The organism is Pseudomonas sp. Tri1, from assembly GCF_017968885.1.
Lineage (GTDB): Bacteria > Pseudomonadota > Gammaproteobacteria > Pseudomonadales > Pseudomonadaceae > Aquipseudomonas.
Genome location: NZ_CP072913.1, coordinates 4,864,889 through 4,891,723, shown reverse-complemented (window position 1 = coordinate 4,891,723; position 26,835 = coordinate 4,864,889). Strand labels below are relative to the sequence as shown.

Below are 26,835 nucleotides of genomic sequence, written 5' to 3'. Positions count from 1 at the left end.
ATGGGGCCTGGCAATTCAGGCGCCGGCTCATTGGGAAAGCCCGCTGCGATTGTCGAACTCGCCATGTTCAAGGAAGTACATGCGGGAGAAACTCGGGTCGTAGTTGCGCAGTTGTTCGCCCGGCAACGTCGGCAGTTGCACGTCGGCGGCCAACGGTTGGACCAGGTGCGGCGTGACGATCATCAGCAGCTCGCGTTCTTCGCGATTGATAGAGTTGTCGCGAAAGAACGCGCCGAGAATCGGCACATCGCCCAGCCCTGGAAACTTGTTCACCTGGGAGCTGTTGCGTGTGCTGATCAGGCCGCTGATGACGAAGCTTTCACCGTCGGCCAAGGCAATGCTGGTATCGGTACGACGTACCGTGAGCGCCGGAACCAGTGTCCCGGCGATGTTCACGGCGTTGGTAAAGTCCAGCTCGCTGACTTCCGGTGCCACCTTCAGCGCGATGCGGTTTTTCCCGATCACGGTGGGCGTCAGGGTCAGGCGGATGCCGAACTCTTTGTACTCGATGGACACGTTGTCGCTGCCGGCACTGGGCACCGGAATCGGCACCTCCCCGCCGGCCAGGAAACTGGCGCTCTGCCCGCTGAGGGCCACCAGGCTGGGACGCGCCAGGGTATAGGCGAAACCGCTGCCTTCCAGTGCATTGATCATCAACAGGGTTTTACCGGTGGCGAAAGACAGGTTGAACATGTCGTTGTTGACCGGCAATGAAGGCCGGACAATGCCGCCGATTGAGGGCAAGGTCCTCGGCGCGCCGAACTGGAAATTGCCACGGCTGCCGAAAATCGATGTCGAGGCTTCCTTGAGTTTGGTCCGGCTGACCTCGACGAAACGGATGTCGGTCTGCACCTGGGCGAGCAGCATCGGATCTTCGGAAGGGATGCTCGCTGCACTGGTCAACGCCTCAGTCGCCCGGCCTTTGACAAAGACCATGCTCTGGCGGGGTATCTTCGAACAGTCCGTCCAGACCATCAGGCTGGTGGCGCCGGGCGTCAGGCCCGTAAGAATGAAGGCATCGCTGCCGCTGGGCTGTACATCGGCAATTTTCGGGTCACCGACTGCCAATTTGGTCACGGGGGCGAGGATGCGCAGCTCGCTCTGGAGTCCTTGGCCGACCTCGAAGGTTGCCGGCAAACTGTCCAACTGTGAACAATTTGCCGCTGCGGCCTGCGCTGCGTCCAGACCAAGGCCCATCCAGAACAGGCCATGAATGAATTGTTTTAAAACGGGCACGGTACGATGGGTCATGAAGTGATCCTCGATAGAGAGGCCATCCCTAGGCTTACCAAATGCCTCGGATCACTTAAGGGGCCCGGGCTGCCCCTTCATCTCTCACCAACCCTTCAGTGGCACCGGCTACAGACCTCGTCGCTGCAAGCGAACGGGTGCATTACACCGGCCTGACTGAACGACAGGCAACTTACGAAAAACTGTTTTAAGACCGGGAATACCCGGGGTGTCGAGCAAAGGAAATCGGTATCGATCCGCTCGTTGGAGGAGCGATTGACCTGTCCCCGTGCTCGCTTCTTTTTGACGGTAGCTCAAGCATGGCAAAGCGCCACGTCATAAAATAAAAAAACGACTAAAAAGTGACGGATGGAAAATCGGGGGATGAGTCAGCGTCAATAAATTGTCTTTCAAGCACTTTTTTGCTGACGGATTTCAGGTCTGTTAACGCGGGTGGTCTCCTGCAAGCGCTATCAGCAGCGCATCAGGCTGGTCCTGCTCATGGAACAGACTAAGGCTCAGTCGCACAAACAGGTTGTGGTGTGGATGAGTCGCCGAGGCGGTTTGGACGACCTCGAATACCACATAAGATTCGTGTGGATGAGCCAGGCGAGTCTTAAAGACTGCGCGCAACACGTTGCTCAATCGATCGAGCAGCAGATTTTCAGAGGGCTCTGAATGCTCAAGCATGACTGCGCGCTGCCACGCACCAGGCGTGAACACTATGGGCAACTGGAGAGGGGGCAGTGCTTGCGGTGCAAGGGCGTCTGGCATGGCGTGCCTCTTTTGAAAGCGCGAAGAAACCTGTCCCACGCAGGAAAAACTTCCCGTGGTGTGTTGGGAGAAAAACAAGAAGGTTTACCTGGCGAGTAGGAGGGCAGCAGGCGTTCATCAACAGATAAGCGCTCAACGTGAGCCGTGTTCCTGGCCGCAGCGTGTCAGTCCACGTGGTAGTGAACCGATAACGTTCCTTTTTTCTGAGAAAGCGAGGCGATAGTGACCGTGCCCAGCTCCTGTAGGCATCGCACGTGGGTGCCGCCACAGCCATAGGCGGCCAGCTCGCCAAAGCCGACTTCGCGCGAGCCTTCGCGTAATGCAATCAAGCGCGGCAGATCTTGGGCGATCCACTCATCGATGCCTTGCTGGATGATCGACGTGTCGAGCTCCTGAGGATCTTCCCCAGGTTTGAACTGCACACGGCTTTCGCCGGGCCAGTGGTGGGCCTTGATCGGCACCCAGCCTTGAGTTTCAGCGAAATGGCCGATCAAGTGCCCGGCCGAATGAAGCCGTGAATTGAGCTGTCGTCGCTGCTCATCCACGCGGATCGAGGTCATGCCCAAGGCCACCGGGCGGTCGACATGGTGAATGATCCGTTGTCCGTCCTGCACGACACGCAACACTTGGCTTTCACCGATCCAGCCGGTATCGAAAGGTTGGCCGCCGCCCTGGGGGTGAAACAGCGTCGCACGCAGTACCACGGCAAATTCGTTTTCCCAGGGGGTGCAATCCAGGACTTCGACGTTGGCCCTGAGGTCATCGCTATGAAAAAAGAGGCGAAGTGTCATTCCATGTCCGTATTAGAATTTTGTGTCGGGATTATAAGTCGTGTGGAAATTGCTGATAATCCGTTCAAATTTCAAAGGACTGTTGTGTCATGAGCACAAATCTACCGCTGCCATTGCTCGCCGAAATGGCTATTTTCGTCAAGGTCGTGGAGACCGGTAGCTTCTCCGAAGCGGCCCGCCAGTCAGGTTCATCGCCGTCTGCTGTCAGCCGTAGTATCTCCCGTCTCGAAAAAGCCTTGGCGACTCGCTTGTTGCAACGCACCACGCGTAAGTTGCGCTTGAGCGATGGCGGTGAGGAGGTCTTCAAGCGTTGCCAGGAAATGGTTGCCGCTGCTCGGTCGGTGATGGAAATCAGCGGCCAATTTACCCAGGACGCCGAGGGGCGGATTCGGGTCAGCGTGCCCAAGGCGGTGGGGCGTTTCGTGATTCATCCCCATATGCCCGAATTCCTGCGCCGTTACCCCAAGATCGATGTGGAGTTGTTTCTGGAAGATCGGCAGGTCGACCTGATCGACGATCACGTCGACCTGGCCATCCGGATCACTGACCAACCCTCGGCCGGGCTGGTGGGGCGTCAGTTGTTGACCATCGATCACCTGCTCTGCGCCACGCCGCAATACCTGGCTGAACACGGCGTTCCCGAACATCCCCACGACTTGCTGGAGCACAGCTGCATTTATCTGGGGGAAACGCCCAATGACGCTCGTTGGAAATTCAAGAAGGGCACCAAGTCGGTCACCGTTGGCGTGCGTGGACGTTATGCGGCCAATCACACGGGCGTACGGCTGGGCGCGGTTTTGCAGCACATTGGCATTGGTAGCCTGCCGTACTTCACGGCTCGATATGCCCTGGAGCAGGGGTTGATCGTGCAAGTGCTGGCCGACTGGACGTTCCTGGCTTCCTACCACGGTGGCTTGTGGTTGCTGCACTCGCCGACCCGATACCTGCCGCCGAAGTTGCGGGTGTTCATTGATTATCTGGTGGAATGCCTGGAGAAGGAGCCAACCTTGCACACGGTGGGCGAGGGGAGTCGTGCCAGCAAGGATGCGGCGCACTATAAACTGTCAGAGAGTGATGGGTTGTTTTGAGTGGCCCCATCGCGAGCAAGCTCGCTCCCTCAGGTGAACTGCTGTGAATGCGGAATGTGTGCTCACCATCGACCCAGTGTGTGCGAGCTTGCTCGCGATGAGGCCCGCCCCGGCAACACACTTTGGCAATGCCAATAAAAAGGCCCGCAGGGCTAACCGTGCGGGCCTTTTGCCTGATTGACCGCAATCAGTGCTTGCTGTCCTGATCCGACATCGCCAGCAATTGCTTTTCCTGGTTCCAGTCAAAGGGCTCATCGTTTTGTTCGGCTTCGAAACGACGTTCTTCCAAGGCCTGGTACAGGGCGATTTCTTCGTCGGGCATGTAGTGCAGGCAGTCACCGGCGAAATACCAGAGCAGATCGCGAGGCACCAGGTGAGCGATCTGTGGATAACGGACGATCACCTGGCACAGGAGGTCCTGGCCCAGGTACTGGCTTTCGATAGGATCGACAGGCAACTGCGCGCGCAATTCGTCGAAGCGCTCCAGAAACAGGGCATGGCTTTCTTCGGGAACCTGTTCGGCCTCACCCACGGCGACCAGGATGCTACGCAAGTGGTCAAGCAAGACAAGGTGATCGGCAACGACATTGGACACGAGATAAGTCCTCAAGAGCAAAACGGGCGCAAGAGTATAAAGCTCTTGCGCCTGCTTTTATAGGTGACGGGCGTACCGGGTCGTCAGGATCAACGGACCTTGTCTTGCGCCAGCGTCAACTCTTCCTTATCGAAGTCATCCACGTCGATGACCTTGCGCCGAGCCGCCTCGGCCGCGCGCAAGGTCTGAGCTTCACCGGCTTGCAGCACACCCGATTCCAGGGCCGCGTCGATGAGGGGTTCGCCTGGCGCCGGATTGAGCTGGCCCTGTTTGAGCGCACCGTGCAGTTTCTTGTGCAACGGATGGGCGGCGGCCAGCAGGTCGGTGGCATGTTGCAGGGCGCCCACCGGATCATCGACCGATTGCGGGCGATAGCAGCCCCGCAGCAACTCTTCGAGGGTTGGATCACCCTTGGCTCGGCCAATCACGGCGGCCACTTCGGCGTCCAGCCTGTCGCTCGGGCCCTTGTGACGGCGACCGAAGGGGAACACCACCAATCGCAACAGGCAACCCAGCACCCGGTTCGGGAAGTTCTGCAACAGTTCGTCCAGCGCGCGCTCCGATTGGCCCAGGCTTTCTTCCATGGCCCAAGTGAACAGCGGCGCCATGTGATCCGGCGAATCGAGGTCGTGATAGCGCTTGAGCGCGGCGGACGCCAGATACAGGTTGCTCAAAACGTCGCCCAGGCGTGCCGACAAGCGTTCGCGGCGTTTGAGCTCGCCACCCAGTAGCATCATGCTCAGGTCCGCCAGCAGGGCGAATGCTGCCGCCTGCCGGTTGAGGGCGCGGAAATAGCCCTGGCTCAAGGTGTTGCCGGGGGCTCTTTCAAAATGCCCCAGTCCCAGGTTCAGCACCAAGGTGCTGGCGGCATTGCTTACGGCGAAACCGATGTGCTTGAGCAGCAGACCGTCGAACTCGACCAGCGCCTGGTCTTTGTCTTCACGGGATGCCAGGGCCATTTCCTTGAGCACGAACGGATGGCAGCGGATCGCACCCTGGCCGAAGATCATCAGGTTGCGCGACAAGATGTTCGCGCCTTCCACGGTGATGAAGATTGGTGCGCCTTGCCAACTGCGCCCCAGGTAATTGTTGGGGCCCATGATGATGCCTTTGCCGCCATGCACGTCCATGGCGTGGCTGATGCATTCGCGGCCACGTTCGGTCAGGTGGTACTTGAGGATCGCCGACAGCACCGAGGGTTTTTCTCCCAGGTCCACCGCGTTGGCGGTCAGCATGCGTGCAGCGTCCATCAACCAGGCATTGCCGCCGATACGCGCCATGGCTTCCTGGATGCCTTCGAAGGCCGATAGCGGCACGTTGAACTGCTCGCGTACCTGGGCGTACTGGCCTGTCACCAGGCTGGTGAACTTCGCCGCGCCGGTGCCCACCGCCGGCAGGGAAATCGAGCGGCCGACCGACAGGCAATTCATCAACATCATCCAGCCCTTGCCGAGCATCGCCTGGCCGCCGATGAGGAAATCCAGCGGGATGAACACGTCCTTGCCCCAGTTCGGTCCGTTCATGAACGCGGCGCCGAGGGGCAGGTGACGGCGGCCGATATGCACGCCAGGGGTGTCGGTGGGAATCAAGGCCAGGCTGATGCCCAGGTCTTCTTCATCCCCCAGCAGATGGTCGGGGTCATAAGCCTTGAAGGCCAGGCCGAGGAGGGTGGCTACCGGGCCGAGGGTGATGTAGCGCTTTTCCCAGTTCAGGCGCAGGCCGAGGGTTTCCTGGCCTTCCCATTCACCCTTGCAGATGATGCCCGTGTCGGGCATCGCCCCGGCGTCGGAGCCGGCCAGCGGCCCGGTCAGGGCGAAGCAGGGAATATCGTCGCCACGGGCCAGTCGGGGCAGGTAATGGTCGCGTTGTTCATCGGTGCCGTAATGCAGCAACAGTTCCGCCGGGCCGAGGGAGTTGGGGACCATCACCGTGGAGGCCAGGTCGCCGCTGCGGGTGGCCAGCTTCATCGCCACCTGGGAATGGGCGTAAGCGGAAAAGCCTTTGCCGCCGTATTCCTTAGGAATGATCAGCGCGAAGAAACCGTGCTCCTTGATGTGCGCCCAGGCTTGAGGTGGCAAGTCCATGGCCTGGCCGATCTGCCAGTCGCTGACCATGGCGCAGAGATCTTCGGTGGGGCCGTCGAGGAACGCCTGCTCTTCCTCGGTCAGTTGCACCTTGGGGTAGGCCAGCAACGTGTCCCAATCCGGGCGGCCGCTGAACAGTTCACCGTCCCACCAAACCGTGCCGGCGTCGATGGCGTCACGCTCGGTCTGGGACATGGGCGGCAGGGTTTTCTGAAACCAGTCGAACATCGGCGCGCTGAAATATCGGCGGCGCAGGTCTGGCAGCAGCAGCGGGGCCGCCACGGCGGCAAGCACGACCCAGAGGATCAGCATCAGCCAGCCGGGGGCGTGGCTGAAAATACCCATGGCCAGCAGATAGACCGCGACGATACCCAGCGCCGGCAGCGGGGCGGTGCGCCGATGCGCCAGCCAGGCGATCCCGACGACCAGAACCAGTATCCACAACAACAGCATATGTAATCCTCCGTGAACCAGGGCAAAACCGACCCTCAGAGCTTAGACGGCATCTGCAGAAGCGGTGGTCAGCGCGATGTGATTGATTTCGTGGGAAACCCTGGATGCATTGCGCCAGTCTGGTTGGCAACAGCCGTGGGAAATCGTTCGTTAACAAAGTGAGAAAACGCCATTGTTTGGCGTAAATGCCGTTATTGCTGGATGTGGGCTGTGGATAAACTCGGACACAGTCAGGTCCAGTCGACACAAGGACCGAGTCCGACCCTGAGGGGCGGTGATGTTTCTCCAGAGGTCTTCCCCATGCAGCAATACCTGAACCCCGGCCAGTTCATCGACAGCGATCATCCGGCCGTCATCGAGTTCAGCGAAACCCATCGCGGCGCAGGCCGCGAGCCGCTCGAGCAAGCCATCAGCCTTTATTACGCGGTGCGCGAGGCCGTGCGGTACAACCCTTACACCTTCAGTCGCGACCCGGCGACCCTGCGCGGCAGCTACGCGCTGGCGTCAGGCGAAAGTTATTGCGTGCCCAAGGCCACCTTGCTGGCTGGCTGCGCCCGGCATTGCGACATTCCGGCACGCATCGGCCTGGCGGACGTACGCAATCACCTGTCCACGCCGCGCCTGCTGGAATTGCTCAAGAGCGATGTGTTCGCCATGCATGGTTATACCGAGCTGTACCTGAACGACCGCTGGGTCAAAGCCACTCCGGCGTTCAACCAGGGCCTGTGTGAGTTGTTCGATGTGGCACCGCTGGAGTTCGACGGTCGCCAGGACAGTGTTTTCCATCCGTTCAACCGTCAAGGCGCCAAGCTGATGGAGTACGTCACCGACCACGGCCAGTTCGTCGATGTGCCCGAAGCGTTCTTCTTCGAGCACCTGGAAAAATGCTATCCGCACCTGTTCGGCGATCAAGTGCCGCTCCTGCTGGGGGACATGCAGGGCGATTTGAGTCACGGCTGATCCGGCGTATGCTGCTGCGGCATTTATCCATCGAGGAAGCCGTGATGCTGAAGATCTGGGGCCGGAAAAACTCATCGAATGTGCGCAAGGCACTGTGGTGCGCCGAGGAGCTGGGGTTGGCCTACGAGGCCATCGACGCTGGCGGTGCATTTGGAGTGGTCGATACGCCCGAGTATCGCGCGAAGAACCCCAACGGTCGCGTGCCGATGATCGAAGACGACGGTTTCGTGCTCTGGGAATCCAACACCATCGTGCGCTACCTGGCGGCTCGCCATGCAGCGGGATCGGCCTGGTATCCGACCGACCTCCGGGCTCGGGCCACGGCTGAAAAATGGATGGACTGGATCACGTCGTCCTTTGCCGGACCGTTTCGCACGGTGTTCTGGGGTGTCTTGCGCACCCCGGCCGAGCAGCAGGATTGGCCGGCTATCAAGGCGGCGATCAAGGAGTGCGAAGATTTGCTGGCGATGGTCGAGCAGGCCTTGAGTGAACAGCCTTACCTCTCGGGTGATGAAATCGGCATGGGCGATATCCCCCTCGGCAGTTTCATTTATGCCTGGTTCGAGATGCCCATCGAACGGGCTGCGAGGCCGCATCTACAGGCCTGGTACGCGCGGCTGCAAGCGCGTACGGCTTACCGCAAGGCCGTCATGACCGCGTTAACTTAATACTTACTATCGACACACGTGACTGTACTTGTGCGGCGACGCCACGCACCATTGCCTTCGTGCCGTGGTTGTATTGCTCGCCGCGCGCCCTTATCTCATTCTTTCCTCCTTCTTGGTGCATAAATCCGATATGAGTTCCGCTCTGTCCATCCGGCAGCTAACCAAAACCTACGGCAACGGTTTCCAGGCCTTGAGTGGTATCGATCTGGACGTCGCCGAAGGTGACTTTTTCGCCTTGCTCGGCCCCAATGGTGCCGGCAAATCCACCACCATCGGCATTCTTTCCACCCTGGTGAACAAAACCAGCGGCACGGTGAATATCTTCGGCCATGACCTGGACCGCGAGCCCGCCGCCCTCAAGCGTTGCATTGGCGTAGTGCCCCAGGAGTTCAATTTCAATCAGTTCGAAAAGACCTTCGACATCGTCGTGACCCAGGCGGGCTACTACGGCATCCCGCCGAAGATCGCCAACGAGCGCGCCGAGCAGTACCTGACTCAGTTGGGATTGTGGGACAAGCGTGACGTGCCGTCCCGTTCATTGTCCGGTGGCATGAAGCGTCGGCTGATGATCGCCCGTGCGCTGGTGCACGAGCCGCGCCTGCTGATCCTCGACGAACCGACCGCGGGTGTGGACATCGAGCTGCGTCGTTCAATGTGGACCTTCCTGACTGAATTGAACCAGAAAGGCATCACCATCATCCTCACCACGCACTACCTGGAAGAGGCCGAGCAGCTGTGCCGCAACATCGGCATCATCGACCACGGTACCATCGTCGAGAACACCAGCATGCGGCAGTTGCTCAGCCAGCTGCATGTGGAAACCTTTCTGCTGGACCTGAAAAACGATCTGCAGGTCGCGCCGCAGCTCATCGGCTATCCGGCCCGACTGGTGGACAACCGCACCCTGGAAGTCCAGGTGGACAAAGCCGTCGGCATTACCGGGCTGTTTACCCAACTGGCGTTGCAGCACATTGAAGTGCAGAGCCTGCGCAACAAGACCAATCGCCTCGAGGAGTTGTTCGTGTCCCTGGTGGAGAAAAATCTGGCGAAGGTGGCGGTATGAATTCCGAACTGCGACCCAACCTCATCGCCCTCAATACCATCGTTTACCGCGAAGTCCGGCGTTTCATGCGGATCTGGCCGCAGACCTTGCTGCCGCCTGCCATCACCATGGTTTTGTACTTCGTGATCTTCGGCAACCTGATCGGCCGGCAGATCGGCGACATGGGCGGCTTCACGTACATGGACTACATCGTGCCGGGGCTGATCATGATGTCGGTGATCACCAACTCCTACGGCAACGTGGTGTCGAGCTTCTTCGGCAGCAAGTTCCAGCGTTCGATCGAGGAGCTGATGGTCTCGCCGGTTTCGCCCCATACGATCCTCATCGGCTACACCTTGGGTGGCGTGTTGCGCGGCCTGGCGGTGGGCCTGATCGTGACCCTGCTGTCGCTGTTCTTCACTCATTTGCAGGTGCACCACCTGGGGGTGACGGTATTGGTGGTAGTGCTCACGGCGACGATCTTTTCGCTGCTGGGTTTCATCAATGCCGTGTTTGCGCGCAACTTCGATGACATCTCCATCATCCCGACCTTCGTGCTGACGCCGCTGACCTACCTGGGCGGGGTGTTCTACTCGATCTCACTGCTGCCGCCGTTCTGGCAGACCGTGTCCCTGGCCAACCCGGTGCTGCACATGGTCAACGCCTTCCGTTACGGCATCCTTGGGGTTTCGGACATCAAGATCAGCGTCGCGATTACCTTCATGCTGGTGGCGACCGTGGTGCTTTATATCGGCTGCGCGCGGTTGTTGGTCAGTGGGCGGGGGATGCGTACCTAGAACCCTCTGTGGGAGCGAGCCTGCTCGCGATAGCGTCAGTACAAAACCACAAAAAAGGCCTCCGTTCCCAGGAGGCCTTTTTGTATCTCACATCCGGCTTTTCTTGCGCCGTTTCCACTGCCGGGTCACCCACCAGCGCCAGTAGCTCATGGTGATGAAGTAGGCCAGGGCACCCAGCACCAGGCCGGTCACCACCGAACCCAGCAGGAACGGTTGCCACAAAGTGGACAGCTGGTCGCTGATCCATTCCCAGCTCAGTTCTTCCGGCAACGTCCGGGCAGGCACATCCATCAGCCAGGCACCGGTCTGGTAGGTGCAGAAAAATACTGCGGGCATGGTGATCGGATTGGTCAGCCAGACCAGGCTCACCGCTATCGGTATATTGCCGCGCACCGTGATGGCCAGAGCCGCGGCCAGCAACATCTGCAAGGGGATCGGCAGGAAAGCGGCAAACAGACCAACGGCCATCGCCCTGGCCACGGAATGGCGATTGAGGTGCCAGAGGTTGGGGTCGTGCAACAGGGTGCCGAGAAAACGTAAGGATTTGTGTTCCCGAATACTCTCTGGGTCTGGCATGTAACGTTTGAATAGGCGCCGGGGCATAAGGCTTCTCGGTCGGTTCAAAGCAGTAAAGCCGCAAGTATGTCCGGATTCTACGGCGGGTAGATTCAGACTTTGTGACAATTGATAACGCCAAGGGTGCCCCTGACCGGCTATGCCTGGAGAGAGGACTCTCAAGGACGGGGTTATGCGCACAGGGTTGGCCGCGCTTGCAGTGGGGTTGTTGGCCCCGGTTTTTCTACCGGCCTTGCCGCCGCCGTGGCTTATTGCAGCCATGCCGGTGCTGGGGCTGATGGTTGTGCCGTTTCGAATTTACCCGCTCGGTTTTTTCCTGTTCGGGCTGGCCTGGGCCTGCCTGTCGGCGCAGCTTGCGCTGGACGAGCGGTTGCCTGCCGCGCTGGACGGCGAAACCCGTTGGGTGGAAGGGCGCGTCGTTGGCTTGCCGCAGTACGGCGAGGGGGCGGTGCGATTCGAACTGGCCGATGCCCATTCACGCCGCACGCCACTACCGTCGTCGATGCGCCTGGCCTGGTTCGGTGGGCCGCCTGTCAGCAGTGGCGAGCGCTGGCGATTGGCTGTGAAGCTCAAACGGCCCTCCGGGTTGCTGAACCCAGACGGTTTCGACTATGAAGCCTGGCTGTTGAGTCGAGGCATCGGGGCGACCGGTACGGTAAAGGATGGCCGTCGCCTGCGTGCGGCCCAGGGGGCGTGGCGCGACGGCGTACGACAGGCTCTGGCCCAAGTGGATGCCCAGGGGCGCTCCGGGGCGCTGGCGGCCTTGGTGCTTGGGGACGGAAGTGGGCTGAGCCGCGATGACTGGCAGGTGTTGCAAGATACCGGCACCGTTCATTTACTGGTGATATCCGGGCAGCACATCGGGCTGCTCGCCGGCCTGGTGTACCTGCTGGTAGCCGGTGCGGCGCGCTATGGCGTGTGGCCGGTGCGTCTGCCGTGGTTGCCCTGGGCCTGCGCGCTGGCCTTCACCGCAGCGTTGGGCTACGGCCTGCTCGCTGGGTTCGAGGTGCCAGTGCGGCGGGCTTGCGCGATGATCGGCCTGGTGCTGCTCTGGCGCTTGCGCTTCAAGCATCCGGACCCCTGGTGGGCATGGCTGCTGGCCTTCGCCGGAGTACTGGTGTTCGATCCGCTGGCCAGCTTGCGGCCGGGGTTCTGGTTATCGTTTGCGGCGGTGGCGATCTTGATGTTCACCTTTGGCGCTCGCCTGGGGCCCTGGCGCTGGTGGCAAACCTGGACCCGTGCCCAATGGCTGGTGGCGGTCGGCTTGTGTCCGTTGTTGTTGCTATTGGGCTTGCCGGTCAGTCTCAGTGGGCCACTGGTGAACCTGCTGGCGGTGCCCTGGATCAGCCTGTTGGTGTTGCCGTTGGCACTGCTCGGCACGGCGTTGTTGCCCGTGCCGTTCATGGGTGAAGGGTTGCTGTGGGTGGCCGGTGGCTTGCTCGATCTGATGTTCAAGGGGCTGGCGCTGGCTGCCGGGCGAATGCCGGCGTGGATACCTGTTTCGGTCCCGCTCTGGGCCTGGTGCATCGCCGCTCTCGGGGCTTTTTTGCTGTTGCTGCCCAAGGGCGTACCGCTGCGGGTGCTGGGGTGGCCGATGCTGCTGTTGCTGGTTTTTCCGCCGCGAGAAAGCGTGCCGCAAGGCCATGCCGAAATCTGGCATCTGGACGTTGGCCAAGGGCTTGCGGTGCTTGTGCGCACCCGTCGTCATACCCTGCTCTACGATGCGGGGCCGCGCTTTGGCGAGGCCGACGCGGGCGAGCGCGTCGTGCTGCCGACGTTGCGTAAGCTGGGGGTGCCGGCATTGGATCTGATGCTGCTCAGCCATGCTGACGCCGATCACGCCGGTGGAGCCCGCGCTGTGCACAACGGCCTGGCAACGACGCGGGTGATCAGTGGCGATCCGGGCGCGCTACCTGATGAGCTGCAGGCCGGCACATGCGATAGCGGCGAGCGTTGGGAGTGGGATGGGGTCAGCTTCGAGCTGTGGCAATGGTCCGCTGCCCTTGAAAGCAACCAGAAGTCCTGCGTCTTGCTGGTCGAGGCTGGCGGCGAGCGCTTGCTGCTGACCGGCGACATCGATAGCCAGGCTGAGCGCGCCTTGCTCGACGGGCCGCTGGCCTTGCCCATCCAGTGGCTGGCGGCCCCGCATCATGGCAGCCGCAGCTCCTCGTCGATGACGTTGTTGTCGCGCCTCAAACCGCATTCGGTGCTGATCTCCCGGGGGCAAGGCAATGCGTTCGGTCATCCCCATCCCCGGGTGATCGCCCGTTACCGACGGCTGGGCATGGCGATCTACGACAGTGCTGAACAGGGCGCCATTCGTCTGCAACTGGGCGCCTTCGAGCCGCCATTCACCCAGGCCGGGCAGCGGCGGTATTGGCGGGATCCGCCGTCTGCGGGGCTGCGGACCGAACATTGACCGGGGTCAGCTCCCGCGACGGACTTATCGGCAGGTCGGGCCTCCAAGGCGAGTCTGTATGATAAAGTGGCGCACTTTTTCGAGGGGGCTGTCACTGTGTGGGAATTGGTCAAATCCGGCGGCTGGATGATGTTGCCGATCATTCTGAGTTCCATCGCGGCACTGGGTATCGTTGCCGAACGCCTGTGGACCCTGCGGGCCAGCCGCGTGACCCCGGAGCATCTGCTGGGGCAGGTGTGGGTCTGGATCAAGGACAAGCAACTGAACAAGGACAAGCTCAAGGAGCTGCGGGCCAGTTCGCCCCTGGGCGAAATCCTCGCCGCGGGCCTGGCCAATTCCAAGCATGGTCGCGAGATCATGAAGGAATGCATCGAGGAGGCCGCCGCTCGCGTCATCCATGAACTGGAGCGCTATATCAACGCCCTGGGCACCATCGCCGCCATGGCCCCGTTGCTGGGCCTGCTGGGGACGGTGCTGGGCATGATCGACATTTTCAGCGCGTTCACCGGCTCCGGCATGACCACCAACGCCTCGGTATTGGCCGGTGGTATTTCCAAGGCCCTGATCACCACCGCCGCGGGCCTGATGGTGGGGATCCCTTCGGTATTTTTCCATCGGTTCCTGCAACGGCGCATCGACGAGCTCGTGGTGGGCATGGAGCAGGAAGCCATCAAGCTGGTCGAGGTGGTGCAAGGCGACCGTGACGTGGACCTGGCCGGGGGCAAGAAGTGAAATTCCGCCGCAAGCCTCGGGAAAACATCGAGATCAACCTCGCGTCGCTGATTGACGTGGTGTTCATCCTGCTGCTGTTTTTCGTCGTGACCACCACCTTCACCCGGGAAACCCAGCTCAAGGTTGAATTGCCGCAAGCCGTCAGTGGCTCACCGGCCGAAGACCAGCAAACCAAGAACCTGGAAATCACCATCAGCGCCGAAGGGGCGTTCTCGGTGAACAACCAGTTGCTCCCAAAGAGTGACCTGGCGAGCCTGATCGACGCCCTGCAGAAGGAGTCCGGCGGCGACACCAACCTGCCGCTGTCCATCAGCGCCGATGGCAAGACCCCTCATCAATCGGTCATCACCGCCATGGACGCGGCCGGCAAGCTCGGCTTCAGCCATCTGCGCATGACCACGGTCGAGGCGGCGCCTGCACCCTGATGGCCATGTCCGATCGCTTGCTTGCCGCGTGGTACGACGGTCACCCAGCCCTGACATTGCTGCGGCCGCTGGAGTGGCTGTACCGGCGGGTGGTAGTGGGTAAGCGTGAGCGCTTCCTGGCGGGAGAGGGCCAGATCTACCAACCGCCCGTGCCACTGATCGTGGTCGGCAACATCACGGTCGGCGGCACCGGCAAGACGCCGTTGATCCTGTGGATGATCCAGCACTGCCAGCGCAGTGGCTTGCGGGTCGGGGTGGTCAGCCGGGGTTACGGCGCCCAGCCGCCGCAACTGCCGTGGCGGGTCGAGGCCGAGCAGGGCGCCAACCTCGCGGGCGACGAACCGCTATTGATCGTACAGCGCACTGGCGTGCCGTTGATGATCGATCCCGATCGCAGCCGCGCGGTCCGGGCGCTGCTGCAAGCCGAGCCGCTGGACCTGATCCTGTCCGATGACGGCATGCAGCATTATCGGATGGCCCGGGACCTTGAACTGGTGTTGATCGACAACGCCCGTGGCCTGGGTAACCGGCGTTGTCTGCCTGCCGGTCCGTTGCGCGAACCGGTCGAGCGCCTGCAATCGGTCGACGCCGTGCTTTACAACGGCGCCAGTGCCGACCGCGAAGACGGTTTCGCCTTCGAGTTGCGGCCCACCGCGCTGGTGAACCTGGCCAGTGGCGAACGTCGTCCGCTCGATCATTTTCCACCCGGCCAGGCCCTGCACGCCGTGGCCGGCATCGGCAACCCCCAGCGTTTCTTCAAGACCCTCGAAACGCTACACTGGCGGCCAATACCGCACGGGTTTGCCGACCATGCCGAATACAGCGCCCAGGCGTTGAATTTCACGCCTTCGTTGCCAGTGGTCATGACGGAAAAGGACGCGGTCAAATGCCGTGCCTTCGCCGCGTCTGACTGGTGGTACCTGGCGGTAGACGCAGCGCCGTCGCCGGCCTTCGCGGCCTGGTTCGACACACAGTTGATGCGCCTGTTGCCGGATCGGCTTTTGCCTTAAACCTTTTATCCAGGGGAATTCCATGGACACCAAATTGCTCGACATTCTGGCCTGCCCGGTCTGCAAAGGCCCGCTCAAGCTCAGCGCCGACAAGACCGAACTGATCAGCAAGGGCGCTGGCCTGGCCTACCCGATTCGCGATGGCATCCCGGTGATGCTCGAAAGCGAAGCCCGCACCCTGACCACCGACGAGCGTCTGGATAAATGACTGCTGCCTTTACCGTTGTCATTCCGTCGCGTTTTGCCTCGACGCGCCTGCCAGGCAAACCCTTGCTGTTGATTGCAGGCAAGCCGATGATCCAGCATGTCTGGGAACAGGCCTGCAAGAGCAGCGCCCAGCGCGTGGTGGTGGCGACCGACGATGCGCGCATCGTGGAAGCCTGCAAGGGCTTTGGCGCCGAGGTGGTCCTGACTCGCGAAGATCACAGTTCCGGCACCGATCGCCTGGCGGAAGTCGCCGAGAAACTGGGGCTGGAGCCCGACGCCATCGTGGTCAATGTACAGGGCGACGAGCCGTTGATCCCGCCCAGCGTGATCGATCAGGTCGCCGCGAACCTGGCGGCCCACACCGAGGCGCGCATGGCCACCCTGGCCGAGCCGATCGAGGATGTGCAGACCCTGTTCAACCCCAGCGTGGTCAAGGTTGTCAGTGACATCAACGGCCTGGCGCTGACTTTCAGCCGCGCGATACTGCCTTGGGCCCGGGACGCGTTTGCCCAGAACCCCGATGTGCTGCCCGAAGGCGTGCCGTACCGCCGCCACATTGGTATCTATGCCTACCGCGCCGGTTTCCTCCAGGACTTCGTCGCCTGGGGTCCATGCTGGCTGGAAAGCACTGAATCCCTGGAACAGCTGCGTGCCCTGTGGCATGGCGTGCGGATCCATGTTGCCGATGCACTGATCGCCCCGCCGACCGGCGTGGACACTGCCGAAGACCTCGAGCGCGTTCGTCGCCTGCTGGAGGCCTGATGCGGGTTCTGTTCGTCTGCCTCGGCAACATCTGCCGCTCGCCCACCGCCGAGGGCATCCTGCGGCATAAGCTGCGCGAAGCCGGGTTGGCCGGGCAGGTGGAAGTGGCTTCCGCCGGCACCGGTGACTGGCACGTCGGCAAGGCTCCGGACAAGCGCAGTCAGGCTGCGGCCCTGCGGCGTGGCTACGACCTGTCGGCCCAGCGCGCGCAACAGGTGACCCGTGCCGACTTCGCCGCCTACGACCTGATCCTGGCGATGGACAGCAGCAACCTGCGCCACCTCAAGGCCCTGCAACCGGCCAATGCCAGGGCCGAGCTGGACCTGTTCCTGCGTCGCTACGAGGCTGAACTCGATGATGTGCCGGACCCGTACTACGACGGTGAGCAGGGCTTCGAGCAGGTGTTGGACCTGATCGAACGCGCCACGGATCGCCTGGTGATCGAATTGAAGGGGCGGTTATGACCTTGCAGGTACGGGCGGGCGTCAGCCTCAAGCCTTTCAACAGTTTCGGGGTGGACGTCACTGCCCGGTTGTTTGCCGAAGCTCACAGCGATGGCGATGTTCGCGAGGCGTTGGCCTATGCATCCGAGCATGAGGTGCCGTTGCTGGTGATCGGCGGCGGCAGCAACCTGCTGCTGACCGGCGATATCGATGCGCTGGTGCTGCGCATGGCCAGCCACGGCATTCGCCTGCTCAGCGATGACGGCGAACGCGTGGTGGTCGAAGCCGAAGCAGGGGAGCCGTGGCATCCTTTCGTCCAGCACACACTGGCGCAAGGTTGGGCGGGATTGGAAAACCTCAGCCTGATTCCCGGTACGGTCGGGGCGGCACCGATGCAAAACATCGGCGCCTACGGCGTAGAGATCAAGGACGTGTTCGCCGGCCTTACCGCGCTGGATCGCCAGACCGGTGAGCTGCGCGATTTCACCCTTGAAGAATGCCGTTTCGCCTACCGCGACAGTCTGTTCAAACAGCAAGTGGGACGTTGGCTGATCCTGCGGGTGCGCTTTGCCCTCAGTCGCGCCGCGCACCTGCACCTGGAGTACGGTCCGGTGCGTCAACGGTTGACCGAGCAGGGCATCGAGCACGCTACACCCACCGATGTCAGTCGGGCCATTTGCAGCATCCGCAGCGAAAAACTCCCGGACCCGGCCGTGCTGGGCAACGCTGGCAGTTTCTTCAAGAACCCGCTGGTGCCGGCCACGCACGTGGCTCAACTCAAGGTGAAATACCCGGACCTGGTGGCTTATCCACAGCCTGAAGGGCAGATGAAAATCGCCGCCGGCTGGTTGATCGAGCACGCCGGCTGGAAGGGCTTTCGCGAAGGTGACGCTGGGGTGCATAAGTTGCAGGCGTTGGTGCTGGTCAACTACGGCAAGGCCACGGGCCCGCAACTGTTGGAACTGGCCCTGCGTATCCAGAAAGACATTGCCGAGCGTTTCCAGGTCGAGCTGGAAATGGAGCCCAATCGGTATTGAGCCGGGCTTTCGCAAGCGCCTGAAAAAACGCCCTGCACACCCTGCGCACGATCATTTGTGCAGGATTGTGCAGGGCGTTTTGCTTGATCCTGGGTTAATTTAGCTCGCTGACGATGCGATCCTTGCATCCTTAAGGCCCGATGCAGACGCCTGCGTGCGTATGCGTAAGAGAGCCCGATCAGCCTGAGCCAGTCTGCGACAACCGAACCGTCACCCAAACGGCAGATTGCTCGACCCCATAACTCGATAACTATGCGGGCGTGCCCATGATTACCCTGAAACTCAATGGAAAAGACCATCAACTGGATGTGACCGAGGACATGCCACTGCTGTGGGCCATTCGGGACGTGGCCGGTTACAACGGCACCAAATTCGGCTGTGGCATGGGCCTGTGCGGCGCGTGCACCATCCACATCGATGGCGCCCCGGCGCGCAGTTGCATTACGCCGATCGGCTCTGTGAATGGGCAAGATGTCAGCACCATCGACGCGCTGCATGCCGATCCGGTCGGGCAGATCGTCCAGAAGGCCTGGCTCGATAGCGCCGTGGCCCAGTGCGGCTACTGCCAGGGCGGGCAGATCATGTCCGCGACCGCCTTGCTCAAGACCAACCCCAACCCGAGCGATGAGCAGATCGAAGAAGCCATGGTCGGCAACATCTGCCGCTGTGGCACCTATAACCGGATCAAGACCGCGATCCGCCAGGCCTCCACTCACCTGAAGGAGGCCAAGGCATGAGCCGCTTGCCCAATGATTTTGTGCTGAGCAATCTCAGTCGTCGTGGTTTCCTCAAAGGTGCGAGCGCCACCGGTGTGCTCGTGCTGGCCGCCAGTTGGGGCCTGCCGGAGGCCTTTGCCGAGGAAAAGAAATTCGGCGCCGAGGGCATGCCCCATGGTGCGGTCGACGACCCCAAGGTGTACGTGAGCATTGCCGCCGACGGCAGCGTGACGGTGATCTGCAACCGTTCGGAAATGGGGCAGGGCGTGCGCACCAGCCTGAGCATGGTAGTGGCCGATGAGCTGGAGGCCGACTGGGCGCGGGTACTGGTCAAGCAGGCGCCGGCCGATGAAGCGCGCTTCGGCAACCAGGACACCGACGGCTCTCGCAGCATGCGTCACTGGTATGAGCCGATGCGCCGTTGCGGCGCTGCCGCCCGGACCATGCTGGAGCAGGCCGCCGCTGCGCAGTGGAATGTCCCGGTGGCTGAATGTCGCGCTCAATTGCACAAAGTGTTGCACCAACCTTCCGGTCGCGAATTGGGCTATGGCGCTTTGGCCGCCGCCGCCAGTGCCTTGCCGGTGCCGGCCCGTGACAGCTTGCGCCTCAAGCAGCCTGCGGAATTTCGCTACATCGGCAAGGAAGCGACCCGGGCCATCGACGGTGAAGACATCGTCAATGGCCGTGCCGTGTACGGTGCCGACGTGCATTTCGATGGCATGCTCTACGCTGTCGTGGCTCGCCCAGCGGTCTATGGTGGCAAGGTCAAGACCGTGGACAGCAGCGCCGCGCTGAAAGTACCGGGCGTGGTCAAGGTGGTGCCGATCGAAGGCCGCCCGTTGCCCTCGGAATTCCAGCCCCTGGGCGGTGTGGCGGTGGTGGCGAAAAACACCTGGGCGGCGATCAAGGGGCGTGAAGCGCTGAAGATCGAGTGGGACGACGGACCGAATGCCGGTTATGACTCCATCGCCTATCGTAAGGAATTGGAAGCGGCTGCCCTCAATCCCGGAAAAGTCGTACGCAGCACCGGTGACCTCGACGACGCGCTGGCCAAGGCCGATTCAACCCTGGAAGCTTCGTATTACTTGCCGCACCTGTCTCAGTCGCCGATGGAGCCGATGGTCGCCGTCGCCCGTTTCAAGGATGGCCAGTGCGAAGCCTGGGCACCGAGCCAGGCCCCACAAGTGACCCGTGAGCGTATCGCCGAACGATTGGGAATTCCTTTCGACAAGGTCACGGTAAACATCACGTTGCTCGGTGGCGGTTTCGGACGCAAGTCCAAGCCCGATTTCGTCGTCGAAGCGGCCGTGCTCGCCAAGGAATTTCCAGGCCAGCCGATACGAGTGCAATGGACCCGCGAGGACGACATCCATCACTCGTATTTCCACACGGTGTCGGTCGAATACCTGAAGGCCGGCCTGAACCAGGACGGCATGCCGTCCGGCTGGCTGCACCGCACCGTAGCCCCGAGCATCACCGCGTTGTTTGCGCCGGGCATGACCCATGAAGCACCGTTCGAAATAGGCATGGGCGTGACCAACATGGCCTACGCCATTCCCAACCTGCGCCTGGAAAACCCCGAAGCGGTGGCCCATGCCCGGGTGGGCTGGTATCGCTCGGTGTCGAACATCCCCCACGGTTTTGCGATCCAGAGTTTCATCGACGAATTGGCCCACAAGGCCGGCCAGGATCCGCTGAAGTACCAGGTCAAATTGCTCGGGCCGGACCGTAAGATCGATCCGCGCACCTTGAGCGAAGAATGGAACTACGGCGAATCCCCCGAACGTTACCCCATCGATACTGCGCGGATTCGCACGGTGCTGGAAACCGCTGCGAAGGCTGCCGGTTGGGGGCGAAAACTGCCCAAGGGCCGTGGCCTGGGACTGGCGGTGCACTACAGCTTTGTGACCTACGTGGCGGCGGTGATCGAGGTGGAGGTCAAGGACGATGGCACGGTGATCGTGCACAAGGCGGACATTGCCGTGGACTGCGGCCCACAGATCAACCCCGAGCGCATTCGCTCCCAGTTCGAAGGTGCCTGTGTCATGGGCCTGGGTAACGCGATGGTGGGGGAAATCAGCTTCAAGGACGGCAAAGTGCAGCAGGACAATTTCCACATGTACGAAGTGGCGCGCATGTCCTTGGCGCCCAAGGAAGTGGCAGTGCATCTGGTCACGCCGCCGGGCGAAGTGCCATTGGGCGGTGTCGGTGAGCCGGGCGTGCCGCCGATTGCGCCGGCGTTGTGCAACGCGATTTTTGCCGCCACCGGCAAGCGCATCCGCAACCTGCCTGTGCGCTATCAGCTGCAAGGCTGGCAACAGGCCAAAGCCTGATGGACAGCGTTGATCTGAATGTCCTGCGCAGCGTGCTCGAGTGGCGCCGCGCAGGGCAGCGGGTAGTGCTGTTCACCGTGGTCCAGACATGGGGTACCGCGCCGAGGCCGCCAGGTGCAATGCTCGCCCTGCGTGAGGATGGCGTGGTGATTGGTTCGGTGTCGGGCGGTTGTGTCGAGGATGACCTCATCGCCCGGCTCCATGACGGCCGTATTCCGGCGGATGGTCCGCCGGTGCAACTGATCACCTATGGCGTCACTCGCGAAGAGGCGGCGCGCTTCGGCCTGCCGTGCGGTGGCACCTTGCGCCTGACAGAGGAGCGGGTCGGCGACCCACAGTGGGTCGCTGAACTGTTGGAGCGCTGCGAAGCCCATGAAATCGTCGCCCGTGAGCTGACCGTCGCCAGCGGTCGTGTCGTCCTGACCCCGGCCAGCAAGACCGACGCCCTGGTGTTCGATGGGCAGGTCCTGCGGGCCATTTATGGCCCACGTTGGCGGTTGTTGCTGATCGGCGCGGGGCAACTGTCGCGCTACGTGGCGGAGATGGCCCGGCTGCTGGACTTCGAAGTGCTGATCTGCGATCCGCGCAAGGAGTTTGTCTACGGTTGGGAAGAGCAGCATGGCCGTTTCGTCTCGGGGATGCCCGACGAGGCCGTGTTGAGTATCCAGACCGACGAGCGCACGGCCATCGTCGCCTTGACCCATGATCCGCGCCTGGACGACATGGCGCTGCTCACAGCCCTGGACTCCAGGGCTTTTTATGTCGGCGCCCTGGGCTCGCGGGTCAACAGTCAAAAGCGCCGGGAAAATCTGGCTCAGCTAGGCTTGTCTGCAGAGGCCATTGCACGCTTGCATGGGCCGATCGGCTTGCACATCGGCAGTCACACCCCGGCGGAAATCGCCTTGTCGCTGCTGGCCGAAATCGTGGCGATCAAGAATGGCGTTGAACTGCGGCAGAAAAAACCGCTGTGAGCCGCAGATGAGGAGGGGGGTATGTCCCTGTCGATTGGCGTGATCATTCTCGCGGCCGGATCGGGCAGCCGTTTCCGTCAGGTTGCGGGCCCGGACAAGGATAAATTGTTGGCCGATTGCACGGGGCGTGACGGCGCTGTCCGGTCAGTGATCGAGCAGGTGCTGGTGAATTTGCCCGCCGCCCTGGAAAAGCGCGTACTGGTGACCAGTAAGGACCGCCCGCAGGCTATTCGGATGGCCCAGGCCTACGGCTGCGATTTCGTGGAGCTGGATTCGCCCGGTTTGGGGGACAGCATTGCCGCCGGCGTCCGGGCTTGCCCGGACCTTGATGGCTGGCTGATGGTGCTGGGCGACATGCCGTTCATCCTGCCGTCGAGTATCGAGCAAGTGGTGGCGGCGATCCGTGAGGATGGCATCAGCGTGCCGGTTCTTGCCGGTGAATATGGGCATCCAGTGGGGTTTGGCCGTGCGTTTGGGCCGAAACTGATGGCATTGACTGGTGATCGCGGCGCCAAGGGGTTGTTCGTCGGGGAACGAGTGGTCGAGGTGGCGGTGGATGATCCTGGTGTTGTTTGGGATGTCGATGTACCTGAAGCTCTGAATTTCAAATAACAGCCGCTGCAAAATCCCCTTGTGGGAGCGAGCTTGCTCGCGATAGCGATCAGGCATTCAGCATTGATGCAAGCTGACCCACCGCTATCGCGAGCAAGCTCGCTCCCACATTTTGATCTGTGGTGGACATTGATCATATGAGCGCTCCCACAGGGTTGTGGATAAGTCCAGAGGCAATAAAAAGCCCCGCCTGGCATGACCAGGCGGGGCTTTTTACTGGGCGATGGAATCAGGCGTGAGGTTTAGGCTCGTGCTCTTTTTCCAAGGCTTCAATGTGACGCGGTGCGACTTCTTCAGCTTCAGCGGAGTGCTGAGGCTCGTCGATCACTGGCGCCGGTTCGGCCGGAGCTGGTTCGGCAGCGGTTTGCGCGACCGGGGCAGGTGCTGCCTCGACTGCTTCGACGACGGGAGCTGGCTCGACGATGGCAGGCGCTTGAGCGGCGGCAGCGGCAGCTTGTTCGGCTTCCTTCTGCAGACGCTCGGCTTCACGCTTGCGACGGCGTACTTCGCGCGGATCGTTCGGCGCACGGCCGTTCGGGGTCAGGGCGCTGGTAGGCGCAGGCTCTTCTACTGGGGCCGGTGCTTCAACCACCACAGGCGCTTCGACCACTGGAGCAGGCTCGACCACTACTGGTTCGATCGCTTTCACTGGCTCGGGTGCCGGTTCTGGCTCGACGACAGGTGCCGGTGCAGCTGGCTCCGCGGTCCAGTTGAACGCAGTCTGCTCTTCACGGGCAGGCTCAGGTGCCTTTTCCTCGGCCGGTGCTTCGAATGCAGGCTCAGCGGCCAGCACTGGCTGCTCGACGACCGGTGCAGGCTCGGCGGCGGTTTCGGCTTCGGGCTGGGCTTCACGTGCCGGGGCGAGTTCCACTTCTGGCGAAGCGGTGGCTTCTACCGGGGTGGTGGCTTCGACCACGGGCGCTTCAACCGGCGCGTTTTCCACCACGGCGGTAGCGCGTTCGGCCCGCTCATTAGCCTGGGCTTCGGCGGGGGCGCTAATCGTGCTGCTGGCAACTGCCGCAGTCACGGCCAGGCCTGCAGCCAGATCCGCTGCGCTTGGCGCTTCGGCATTCTCGGTGGATTCGGATTCTTCCGAACCTTCGATCACATTGCCGTTGGCATCGCGTTGACGCTCACGACGGTTGCTGCGACGACGCTGGCCGCGGGAGCGGCGGCGCGGACGATCGCCTTCGGCGGTGTCCTGGCCGTCTTCCTGCAGTTGTTCCTCGGTGTTCAGCACTTCCTCTTCGCTAGCGGCGGCTGCCTGCTCGGCGCGAGGCTGACGCTCTTCACGTGGCGGACGCGGTGCGCGCTCTTCACGCGGCGGGCGAGCCGGACGCTCTTCAGCGGTGGCTGCAGCAGCGGCCGGGGCGGCATCCAGTGGCTCGCGCAATTCGCGAACACGTTCTTCACGCTCACCACGTGGCTTGCGATCTTCACGTGGGGCACGTGGCTGACGCTCTTCACGCGGCGGACGCGGTGCGCGCTCCTCGCGGGCTACGGCAGGTGCTTCCTCACGGGCTTCGCGTGGCTGGCGTTCTTCACGCGGCTCACGTGGTGCGCGCTCTTCACGCGGTGCACGTTCTTCGCGGGGCTTGCGCTCTTCGTCACGGCGACCGTTACGGTTGCGGGTCTGCTGGCGACCGTTACGGCGTTCCTCGTTGCGGGCAGGACGCTCGCTGGCGGCCGGCTTGGCAACAACGGCTGGCGCAGTTGGCTCTTCCTTGGTGGCGAACAGGCTGACCAGGGACTTCACCAGGCCTTTGAACAGGCTTGGCTCAGGCGCGGCGGCCGGTGTGGCAACCGGAGCGGCCACTTCGGTCGGAACCGGAGCGTTGGCACGGGCCGGGGCTGTCTTGACCGCGGCTTCCTGGCGCACCAGGGTGCGGGTAGCGGCGGCTGGCTGGACTTCTTCCACTTCGGCAGCGGCAGCAGCGATTTCGTAGCTGGACTGGTTGGTGTGGGCTTCCGGGCTGTCATCGCGCAGGCGCTGCACTTCGAAGTGCGGCGTCTCGAGGTGATCGTTCGGCAGGATGACGATGCGGGCCCGGGTGCGCAGTTCGATCTTGGTGATCGAATTGCGTTTTTCGTTGAGCAGGAACGCGGCCACTGGGATCGGCACCTGGGCGCGAACTTCGGCGGTGCGGTCTTTCAGGGCTTCTTCTTCGATCAGGCGCAGGATCGCCAGGGACAGCGATTCGACATCACGAATGATGCCGGTGCCGTTGCAGCGTGGGCAGACGATGCCGCTGCTTTCGCCCAGGGATGGACGCAGGCGCTGACGGGACATTTCCAGCAGGCCGAAGCGCGAGATACGGCCAACCTGTACACGGGCACGGTCGGCTTCCAGGCATTCGCGGACTTTTTCTTCCACGGCGCGCTGGTTCTTGGCCGGGGTCATGTCGATGAAGTCGATGACGATCAGGCCGCCGATGTCGCGCAGGCGCAACTGACGGGCGATTTCTTCGGCGGCTTCAAGGTTGGTCTGCAGGGCGGTTTCTTCGATGTCGCTGCCTTTGGTGGCACGCGCCGAGTTGATGTCGATGGACACCAGGGCTTCGGTCGGATCGATGACGATGGAGCCGCCGGACGGCAGTTCGACGACACGCTGGAAAGCGGTTTCGATCTGGCTTTCGATCTGGAAACGGTTGAACAGCGGAACGCTGTCTTCGTAGAGCTTGATCTTGCTGGCGTACTGCGGCATCACCTGGCGAATGAAGGTCAGGGCTTCGTCCTGGGCTTCGACGCTGTCGATCAGCACTTCGCCGATGTCCTGGCGCAGGTAATCGCGGATGGCGCGGATGATCACGTTGCTTTCCTGGTAGATCAGGAATGGCGCGGAGCGATCCAGCGAGGCTTCTTTGATGGCGGTCCACAGTTGCAGCAGGTAGTCGAGGTCCCACTGCATTTCTTCGCTGCTGCGGCCAAGGCCGGCGGTGCGAACGATCAGACCCATGTCGGCGGGGGCAACCAGGCCGTTCAGGGCTTCGCGCAATTCGTTGCGCTCTTCGCCTTCGATGCGGCGGGAGATGCCACCGGCACGCGGGTTGTTCGGCATCAGGACCAGGTAACGGCCGGCCAGGCTGATGAAAGTGGTCAGGGCGGCGCCCTTGTTGCCACGTTCTTCTTTCTCGACCTGAACGATGACTTCCTGGCCTTCGCTCAGTACGTCCTTGATGTTGACGCGGCCTTCAGGGGCTTTCTTGAAGTATTCGCGGGAGATTTCTTTGAGGGGCAGGAAGCCGTGGCGCTCGGAGCCGAAATCGACAAAGGCAGCCTCAAGGCTTGGTTCGATGCGAGTAATCCGGCCTTTATAGATGTTGGCCTTCTTCTGCTCGCGTGCACCGGATTCGATATCCAGGTCGTAGAGGCGCTGGCCATCTACCAGTGCAACACGCAACTCTTCGGGTTGAGTTGCGTTAATCAGCATTCTTTTCATGTAGTACCGTCGGTTTCCGGGCTGCCGGAAACGGCGTTCGGCACACACGACTTCTCACGGTCGGTGTCAGGTGCGTCATGGAAGTGGCCGGGCCACTCCAGTGTCCAGCGAGTTCGACCCAATGATGGCGAAGTCGCGACGGACGCGTCCTGCTTGCTGGCTAATTCAAGCACTCAGTCAGGAGGAGGAATCAACCGGCGCCTGTGGACGAGATGAAGCGTCTAAATATAAGCCTAGTGCTACACAGTCCGACGGTTGTACATCTCCACCCTACACGTATCCCTGATAATCGGGTGCTGCCGCGCGCAGAATCCGCAGCGGGTTGGCATTTACCGTGAGCTCCGGAAGGGGAGGTCACGCATCATGGCTAATTTAGGCGTTGTTTCCGAAGCTCTCGCTCGGGGTCGTTCGTAGCTGACTGCACTTTGTGAACTGGCCGTGAATATGGCGCGCAAGGCGAGTCAAAACTCTGCTTTGCCGCGTATTTCAGGCCTCATGTCACCTGCGCTCGTTACACCTGCAAACTCTACCGTTACGTCGCGAAAGCCCCGTAGGACGGCCTCTCGTCCTCGTGAATTGCGTTGGTCAGGGCCGGTTTTTGACCGTTAGTCCGCTGTCCAGCCACTTTTGGCGGCGTTCGCGACTATAGCAGCAATGATTAAGTGCTTCAA

The 26,835-nt window shown here is 61.8% G+C and carries 24 protein-coding genes; 17 read left to right on the top strand and 7 right to left on the bottom strand.

All coding sequences use genetic code 11. The features are described 5' to 3' along the window. Window positions 1–27: 27 nt before the first annotated feature. The 3 genes from J9870_RS21055 to J9870_RS21045 all read right to left on the bottom strand — a co-directional run bounded on the left by J9870_RS21055 (window position 28) and on the right by J9870_RS21045 (window position 2,795). On the bottom strand, window positions 28–1,251 hold the full coding sequence (locus J9870_RS21055) for a type II and III secretion system protein family protein (protein ID WP_210639838.1): 1,224 nt from the start codon (window positions 1,249–1,251) through the stop codon (window positions 28–30). Between the two features lie 423 nt (window positions 1,252–1,674). Continuing rightward, window positions 1,675–2,004, bottom strand: a complete 330-nt coding sequence (locus J9870_RS21050; protein ID WP_210639837.1) for a hypothetical protein — start codon at window positions 2,002–2,004, stop codon at window positions 1,675–1,677. 164 nt (window positions 2,005–2,168) lie between these two features. Continuing rightward, window positions 2,169–2,795 (bottom strand): alanyl-tRNA editing protein, encoded by a 627-nt coding sequence (locus tag J9870_RS21045; protein ID WP_210639836.1) that lies wholly within the window; start codon window positions 2,793–2,795, stop codon window positions 2,169–2,171. Window positions 2,796–2,884: 89 nt separating this feature from the next. Here J9870_RS21045 and J9870_RS21040 point away from each other — a divergent pair, with 89 nt between their 5' ends. Continuing rightward, window positions 2,885–3,883, top strand: a complete 999-nt coding sequence (locus tag J9870_RS21040) for a LysR family transcriptional regulator (RefSeq protein ID WP_210639835.1) — start codon at window positions 2,885–2,887, stop codon at window positions 3,881–3,883. Between the two features lie 187 nt (window positions 3,884–4,070). Here the strand turns inward: J9870_RS21040 and J9870_RS21035 are convergent, their stop codons facing one another. After that, on the bottom strand, window positions 4,071–4,478 hold the full coding sequence (locus J9870_RS21035; protein ID WP_003204309.1) for a PA2817 family protein: 408 nt from the start codon (window positions 4,476–4,478) through the stop codon (window positions 4,071–4,073). A gap of 89 nt (window positions 4,479–4,567) precedes the next feature. Further along, window positions 4,568–7,015, bottom strand: coding sequence for an acyl-CoA dehydrogenase (locus tag J9870_RS21030; protein ID WP_210639834.1), 2,448 nt, complete (start codon window positions 7,013–7,015; stop codon window positions 4,568–4,570). Window positions 7,016–7,315: 300 nt separating this feature from the next. On the opposite strand from J9870_RS21030, the gene J9870_RS21025 reads away from it, so the two are divergent. From J9870_RS21025 to J9870_RS21010, 4 genes are all read left to right on the top strand, one after another. Next, window positions 7,316–7,975 carry a transglutaminase family protein gene (locus tag J9870_RS21025; protein ID WP_210639833.1) on the top strand — a complete coding sequence of 220 codons (660 nt, stop codon included), beginning with the start codon at window positions 7,316–7,318 and terminating at the stop codon, window positions 7,973–7,975. A 44-nt stretch (window positions 7,976–8,019) separates the two neighbouring features. Continuing rightward, window positions 8,020–8,643: a glutathione S-transferase gene (locus tag J9870_RS21020; RefSeq protein WP_210639832.1), complete on the top strand. Its 624-nt coding sequence runs from the start codon at window positions 8,020–8,022 to the stop codon at window positions 8,641–8,643. A 130-nt stretch (window positions 8,644–8,773) separates the two neighbouring features. Then, entirely contained in the window at window positions 8,774–9,706 is a 933-nt protein-coding gene (locus J9870_RS21015; RefSeq protein WP_135846488.1) for an ABC transporter ATP-binding protein, read from the top strand. Then, window positions 9,703–10,482: an ABC transporter permease gene (locus J9870_RS21010; RefSeq protein ID WP_210639831.1), complete on the top strand. Its 780-nt coding sequence runs from the start codon at window positions 9,703–9,705 to the stop codon at window positions 10,480–10,482. Before J9870_RS21015 ends, J9870_RS21010 begins: the two co-directional genes overlap by 4 nt. Before the next feature lie 87 nt (window positions 10,483–10,569). Here J9870_RS21010 and J9870_RS21005 read toward each other — a convergent pair whose 3' ends face one another. Continuing rightward, window positions 10,570–11,085, bottom strand: a complete 516-nt coding sequence (locus tag J9870_RS21005) for a DUF2062 domain-containing protein (RefSeq protein ID WP_210639830.1) — start codon at window positions 11,083–11,085, stop codon at window positions 10,570–10,572. 145 nt (window positions 11,086–11,230) lie between these two features. On the opposite strand from J9870_RS21005, the gene J9870_RS21000 reads away from it, so the two are divergent. The 12 genes from J9870_RS21000 (at window position 11,231) to J9870_RS20945 (ending at window position 22,725) form a co-directional block, all read left to right on the top strand. Further along, window positions 11,231–13,477 carry a DNA internalization-related competence protein ComEC/Rec2 gene (locus J9870_RS21000; RefSeq protein ID WP_210639829.1) on the top strand — a complete coding sequence of 749 codons (2,247 nt, stop codon included), beginning with the start codon at window positions 11,231–11,233 and terminating at the stop codon, window positions 13,475–13,477. 96 nt (window positions 13,478–13,573) lie between these two features. Next, a complete protein-coding gene (locus J9870_RS20995; RefSeq protein WP_210639828.1) occupies window positions 13,574–14,209 on the top strand; it encodes a MotA/TolQ/ExbB proton channel family protein in 636 nt (211 codons plus the stop codon). After that, complete coding sequence (locus J9870_RS20990) at window positions 14,206–14,634, top strand: biopolymer transporter ExbD (RefSeq protein WP_210639827.1); 429 nt, start codon at window positions 14,206–14,208, stop codon at window positions 14,632–14,634. The genes J9870_RS20995 and J9870_RS20990 overlap by 4 nt, the downstream gene beginning before the upstream one ends. Next, window positions 14,634–15,644 (top strand): tetraacyldisaccharide 4'-kinase, encoded by a 1,011-nt coding sequence (gene lpxK / locus J9870_RS20985; RefSeq protein WP_210639826.1) that lies wholly within the window; start codon window positions 14,634–14,636, stop codon window positions 15,642–15,644. The genes J9870_RS20990 and lpxK overlap by 1 nt, the downstream gene beginning before the upstream one ends. Before the next feature lie 22 nt (window positions 15,645–15,666). After that, a complete protein-coding gene (locus tag J9870_RS20980) occupies window positions 15,667–15,852 on the top strand; it encodes a Trm112 family protein (protein WP_003179363.1) in 186 nt (61 codons plus the stop codon). Next, window positions 15,849–16,613 (top strand): 3-deoxy-manno-octulosonate cytidylyltransferase, encoded by a 765-nt coding sequence (kdsB, locus tag J9870_RS20975; protein ID WP_210639825.1) that lies wholly within the window; start codon window positions 15,849–15,851, stop codon window positions 16,611–16,613. Before J9870_RS20980 ends, kdsB begins: the two co-directional genes overlap by 4 nt. Then, window positions 16,613–17,077, top strand: coding sequence for a low molecular weight protein-tyrosine-phosphatase (locus J9870_RS20970; RefSeq protein WP_210639824.1), 465 nt, complete (start codon window positions 16,613–16,615; stop codon window positions 17,075–17,077). The genes kdsB and J9870_RS20970 overlap by 1 nt, the downstream gene beginning before the upstream one ends. Further along, window positions 17,074–18,093 (top strand): UDP-N-acetylmuramate dehydrogenase, encoded by a 1,020-nt coding sequence (murB, locus tag J9870_RS20965; RefSeq protein ID WP_210639823.1) that lies wholly within the window; start codon window positions 17,074–17,076, stop codon window positions 18,091–18,093. Before J9870_RS20970 ends, murB begins: the two co-directional genes overlap by 4 nt. 266 nt (window positions 18,094–18,359) lie before the next feature. Continuing rightward, window positions 18,360–18,830, top strand: coding sequence for a (2Fe-2S)-binding protein (locus tag J9870_RS20960; RefSeq protein ID WP_210639822.1), 471 nt, complete (start codon window positions 18,360–18,362; stop codon window positions 18,828–18,830). Next, window positions 18,827–21,142 carry a xanthine dehydrogenase family protein molybdopterin-binding subunit gene (locus tag J9870_RS20955; protein WP_210639821.1) on the top strand — a complete coding sequence of 772 codons (2,316 nt, stop codon included), beginning with the start codon at window positions 18,827–18,829 and terminating at the stop codon, window positions 21,140–21,142. Before J9870_RS20960 ends, J9870_RS20955 begins: the two co-directional genes overlap by 4 nt. Further along, a complete protein-coding gene (locus J9870_RS20950; protein WP_210639820.1) occupies window positions 21,142–22,113 on the top strand; it encodes an XdhC family protein in 972 nt (323 codons plus the stop codon). The genes J9870_RS20955 and J9870_RS20950 overlap by 1 nt, the downstream gene beginning before the upstream one ends. A 21-nt stretch (window positions 22,114–22,134) precedes the next feature. Further along, window positions 22,135–22,725, top strand: a complete 591-nt coding sequence (locus J9870_RS20945) for a nucleotidyltransferase family protein (protein ID WP_210639819.1) — start codon at window positions 22,135–22,137, stop codon at window positions 22,723–22,725. Between the two features lie 229 nt (window positions 22,726–22,954). Here J9870_RS20945 and rne read toward each other — a convergent pair whose 3' ends face one another. Continuing rightward, window positions 22,955–26,164: a ribonuclease E gene (gene rne, locus J9870_RS20940; RefSeq protein ID WP_210639818.1), complete on the bottom strand. Its 3,210-nt coding sequence runs from the start codon at window positions 26,162–26,164 to the stop codon at window positions 22,955–22,957. Window positions 26,165–26,835: the final 671 nt, after the last annotated feature.

What these genes read in the sequence shown, in the direction of transcription:
- J9870_RS21055 (WP_210639838.1), bottom strand. Translation starts at nt 1,251, where the DNA reads ATGACCCATCGTACCGTGCCCGTTTTAAAACAATTCATTCATGGCCTG.
- J9870_RS21050 (WP_210639837.1), bottom strand. Translation starts at nt 2,004, where the DNA reads ATGCCAGACGCCCTTGCACCGCAAGCACTGCCCCCTCTCCAGTTGCCC.
- J9870_RS21045 (WP_210639836.1), bottom strand. Translation starts at nt 2,795, where the DNA reads ATGACACTTCGCCTCTTTTTTCATAGCGATGACCTCAGGGCCAACGTC.
- J9870_RS21040 (WP_210639835.1), top strand. Translation starts at nt 2,885, where the DNA reads ATGAGCACAAATCTACCGCTGCCATTGCTCGCCGAAATGGCTATTTTC.
- J9870_RS21030 (WP_210639834.1), bottom strand. Translation starts at nt 7,015, where the DNA reads ATGCTGTTGTTGTGGATACTGGTTCTGGTCGTCGGGATCGCCTGGCTG.
- J9870_RS21025 (WP_210639833.1), top strand. Translation starts at nt 7,316, where the DNA reads ATGCAGCAATACCTGAACCCCGGCCAGTTCATCGACAGCGATCATCCG.
- J9870_RS21020 (WP_210639832.1), top strand. Translation starts at nt 8,020, where the DNA reads ATGCTGAAGATCTGGGGCCGGAAAAACTCATCGAATGTGCGCAAGGCA.
- J9870_RS21015 (WP_135846488.1), top strand. Translation starts at nt 8,774, where the DNA reads ATGAGTTCCGCTCTGTCCATCCGGCAGCTAACCAAAACCTACGGCAAC.
- J9870_RS21010 (WP_210639831.1), top strand. Translation starts at nt 9,703, where the DNA reads ATGAATTCCGAACTGCGACCCAACCTCATCGCCCTCAATACCATCGTT.
- J9870_RS21005 (WP_210639830.1), bottom strand. Translation starts at nt 11,085, where the DNA reads ATGCCCCGGCGCCTATTCAAACGTTACATGCCAGACCCAGAGAGTATT.
- J9870_RS21000 (WP_210639829.1), top strand. Translation starts at nt 11,231, where the DNA reads ATGCGCACAGGGTTGGCCGCGCTTGCAGTGGGGTTGTTGGCCCCGGTT.
- lpxK (WP_210639826.1), top strand. Translation starts at nt 14,634, where the DNA reads ATGGCCATGTCCGATCGCTTGCTTGCCGCGTGGTACGACGGTCACCCA.
- J9870_RS20980 (WP_003179363.1), top strand. Translation starts at nt 15,667, where the DNA reads ATGGACACCAAATTGCTCGACATTCTGGCCTGCCCGGTCTGCAAAGGC.
- kdsB (WP_210639825.1), top strand. Translation starts at nt 15,849, where the DNA reads ATGACTGCTGCCTTTACCGTTGTCATTCCGTCGCGTTTTGCCTCGACG.
- J9870_RS20970 (WP_210639824.1), top strand. Translation starts at nt 16,613, where the DNA reads ATGCGGGTTCTGTTCGTCTGCCTCGGCAACATCTGCCGCTCGCCCACC.
- murB (WP_210639823.1), top strand. Translation starts at nt 17,074, where the DNA reads ATGACCTTGCAGGTACGGGCGGGCGTCAGCCTCAAGCCTTTCAACAGT.
- J9870_RS20960 (WP_210639822.1), top strand. Translation starts at nt 18,360, where the DNA reads ATGATTACCCTGAAACTCAATGGAAAAGACCATCAACTGGATGTGACC.
- J9870_RS20955 (WP_210639821.1), top strand. Translation starts at nt 18,827, where the DNA reads ATGAGCCGCTTGCCCAATGATTTTGTGCTGAGCAATCTCAGTCGTCGT.
- J9870_RS20950 (WP_210639820.1), top strand. Translation starts at nt 21,142, where the DNA reads ATGGACAGCGTTGATCTGAATGTCCTGCGCAGCGTGCTCGAGTGGCGC.
- J9870_RS20945 (WP_210639819.1), top strand. Translation starts at nt 22,135, where the DNA reads ATGTCCCTGTCGATTGGCGTGATCATTCTCGCGGCCGGATCGGGCAGC.
- rne (WP_210639818.1), bottom strand. Translation starts at nt 26,164, where the DNA reads ATGAAAAGAATGCTGATTAACGCAACTCAACCCGAAGAGTTGCGTGTT.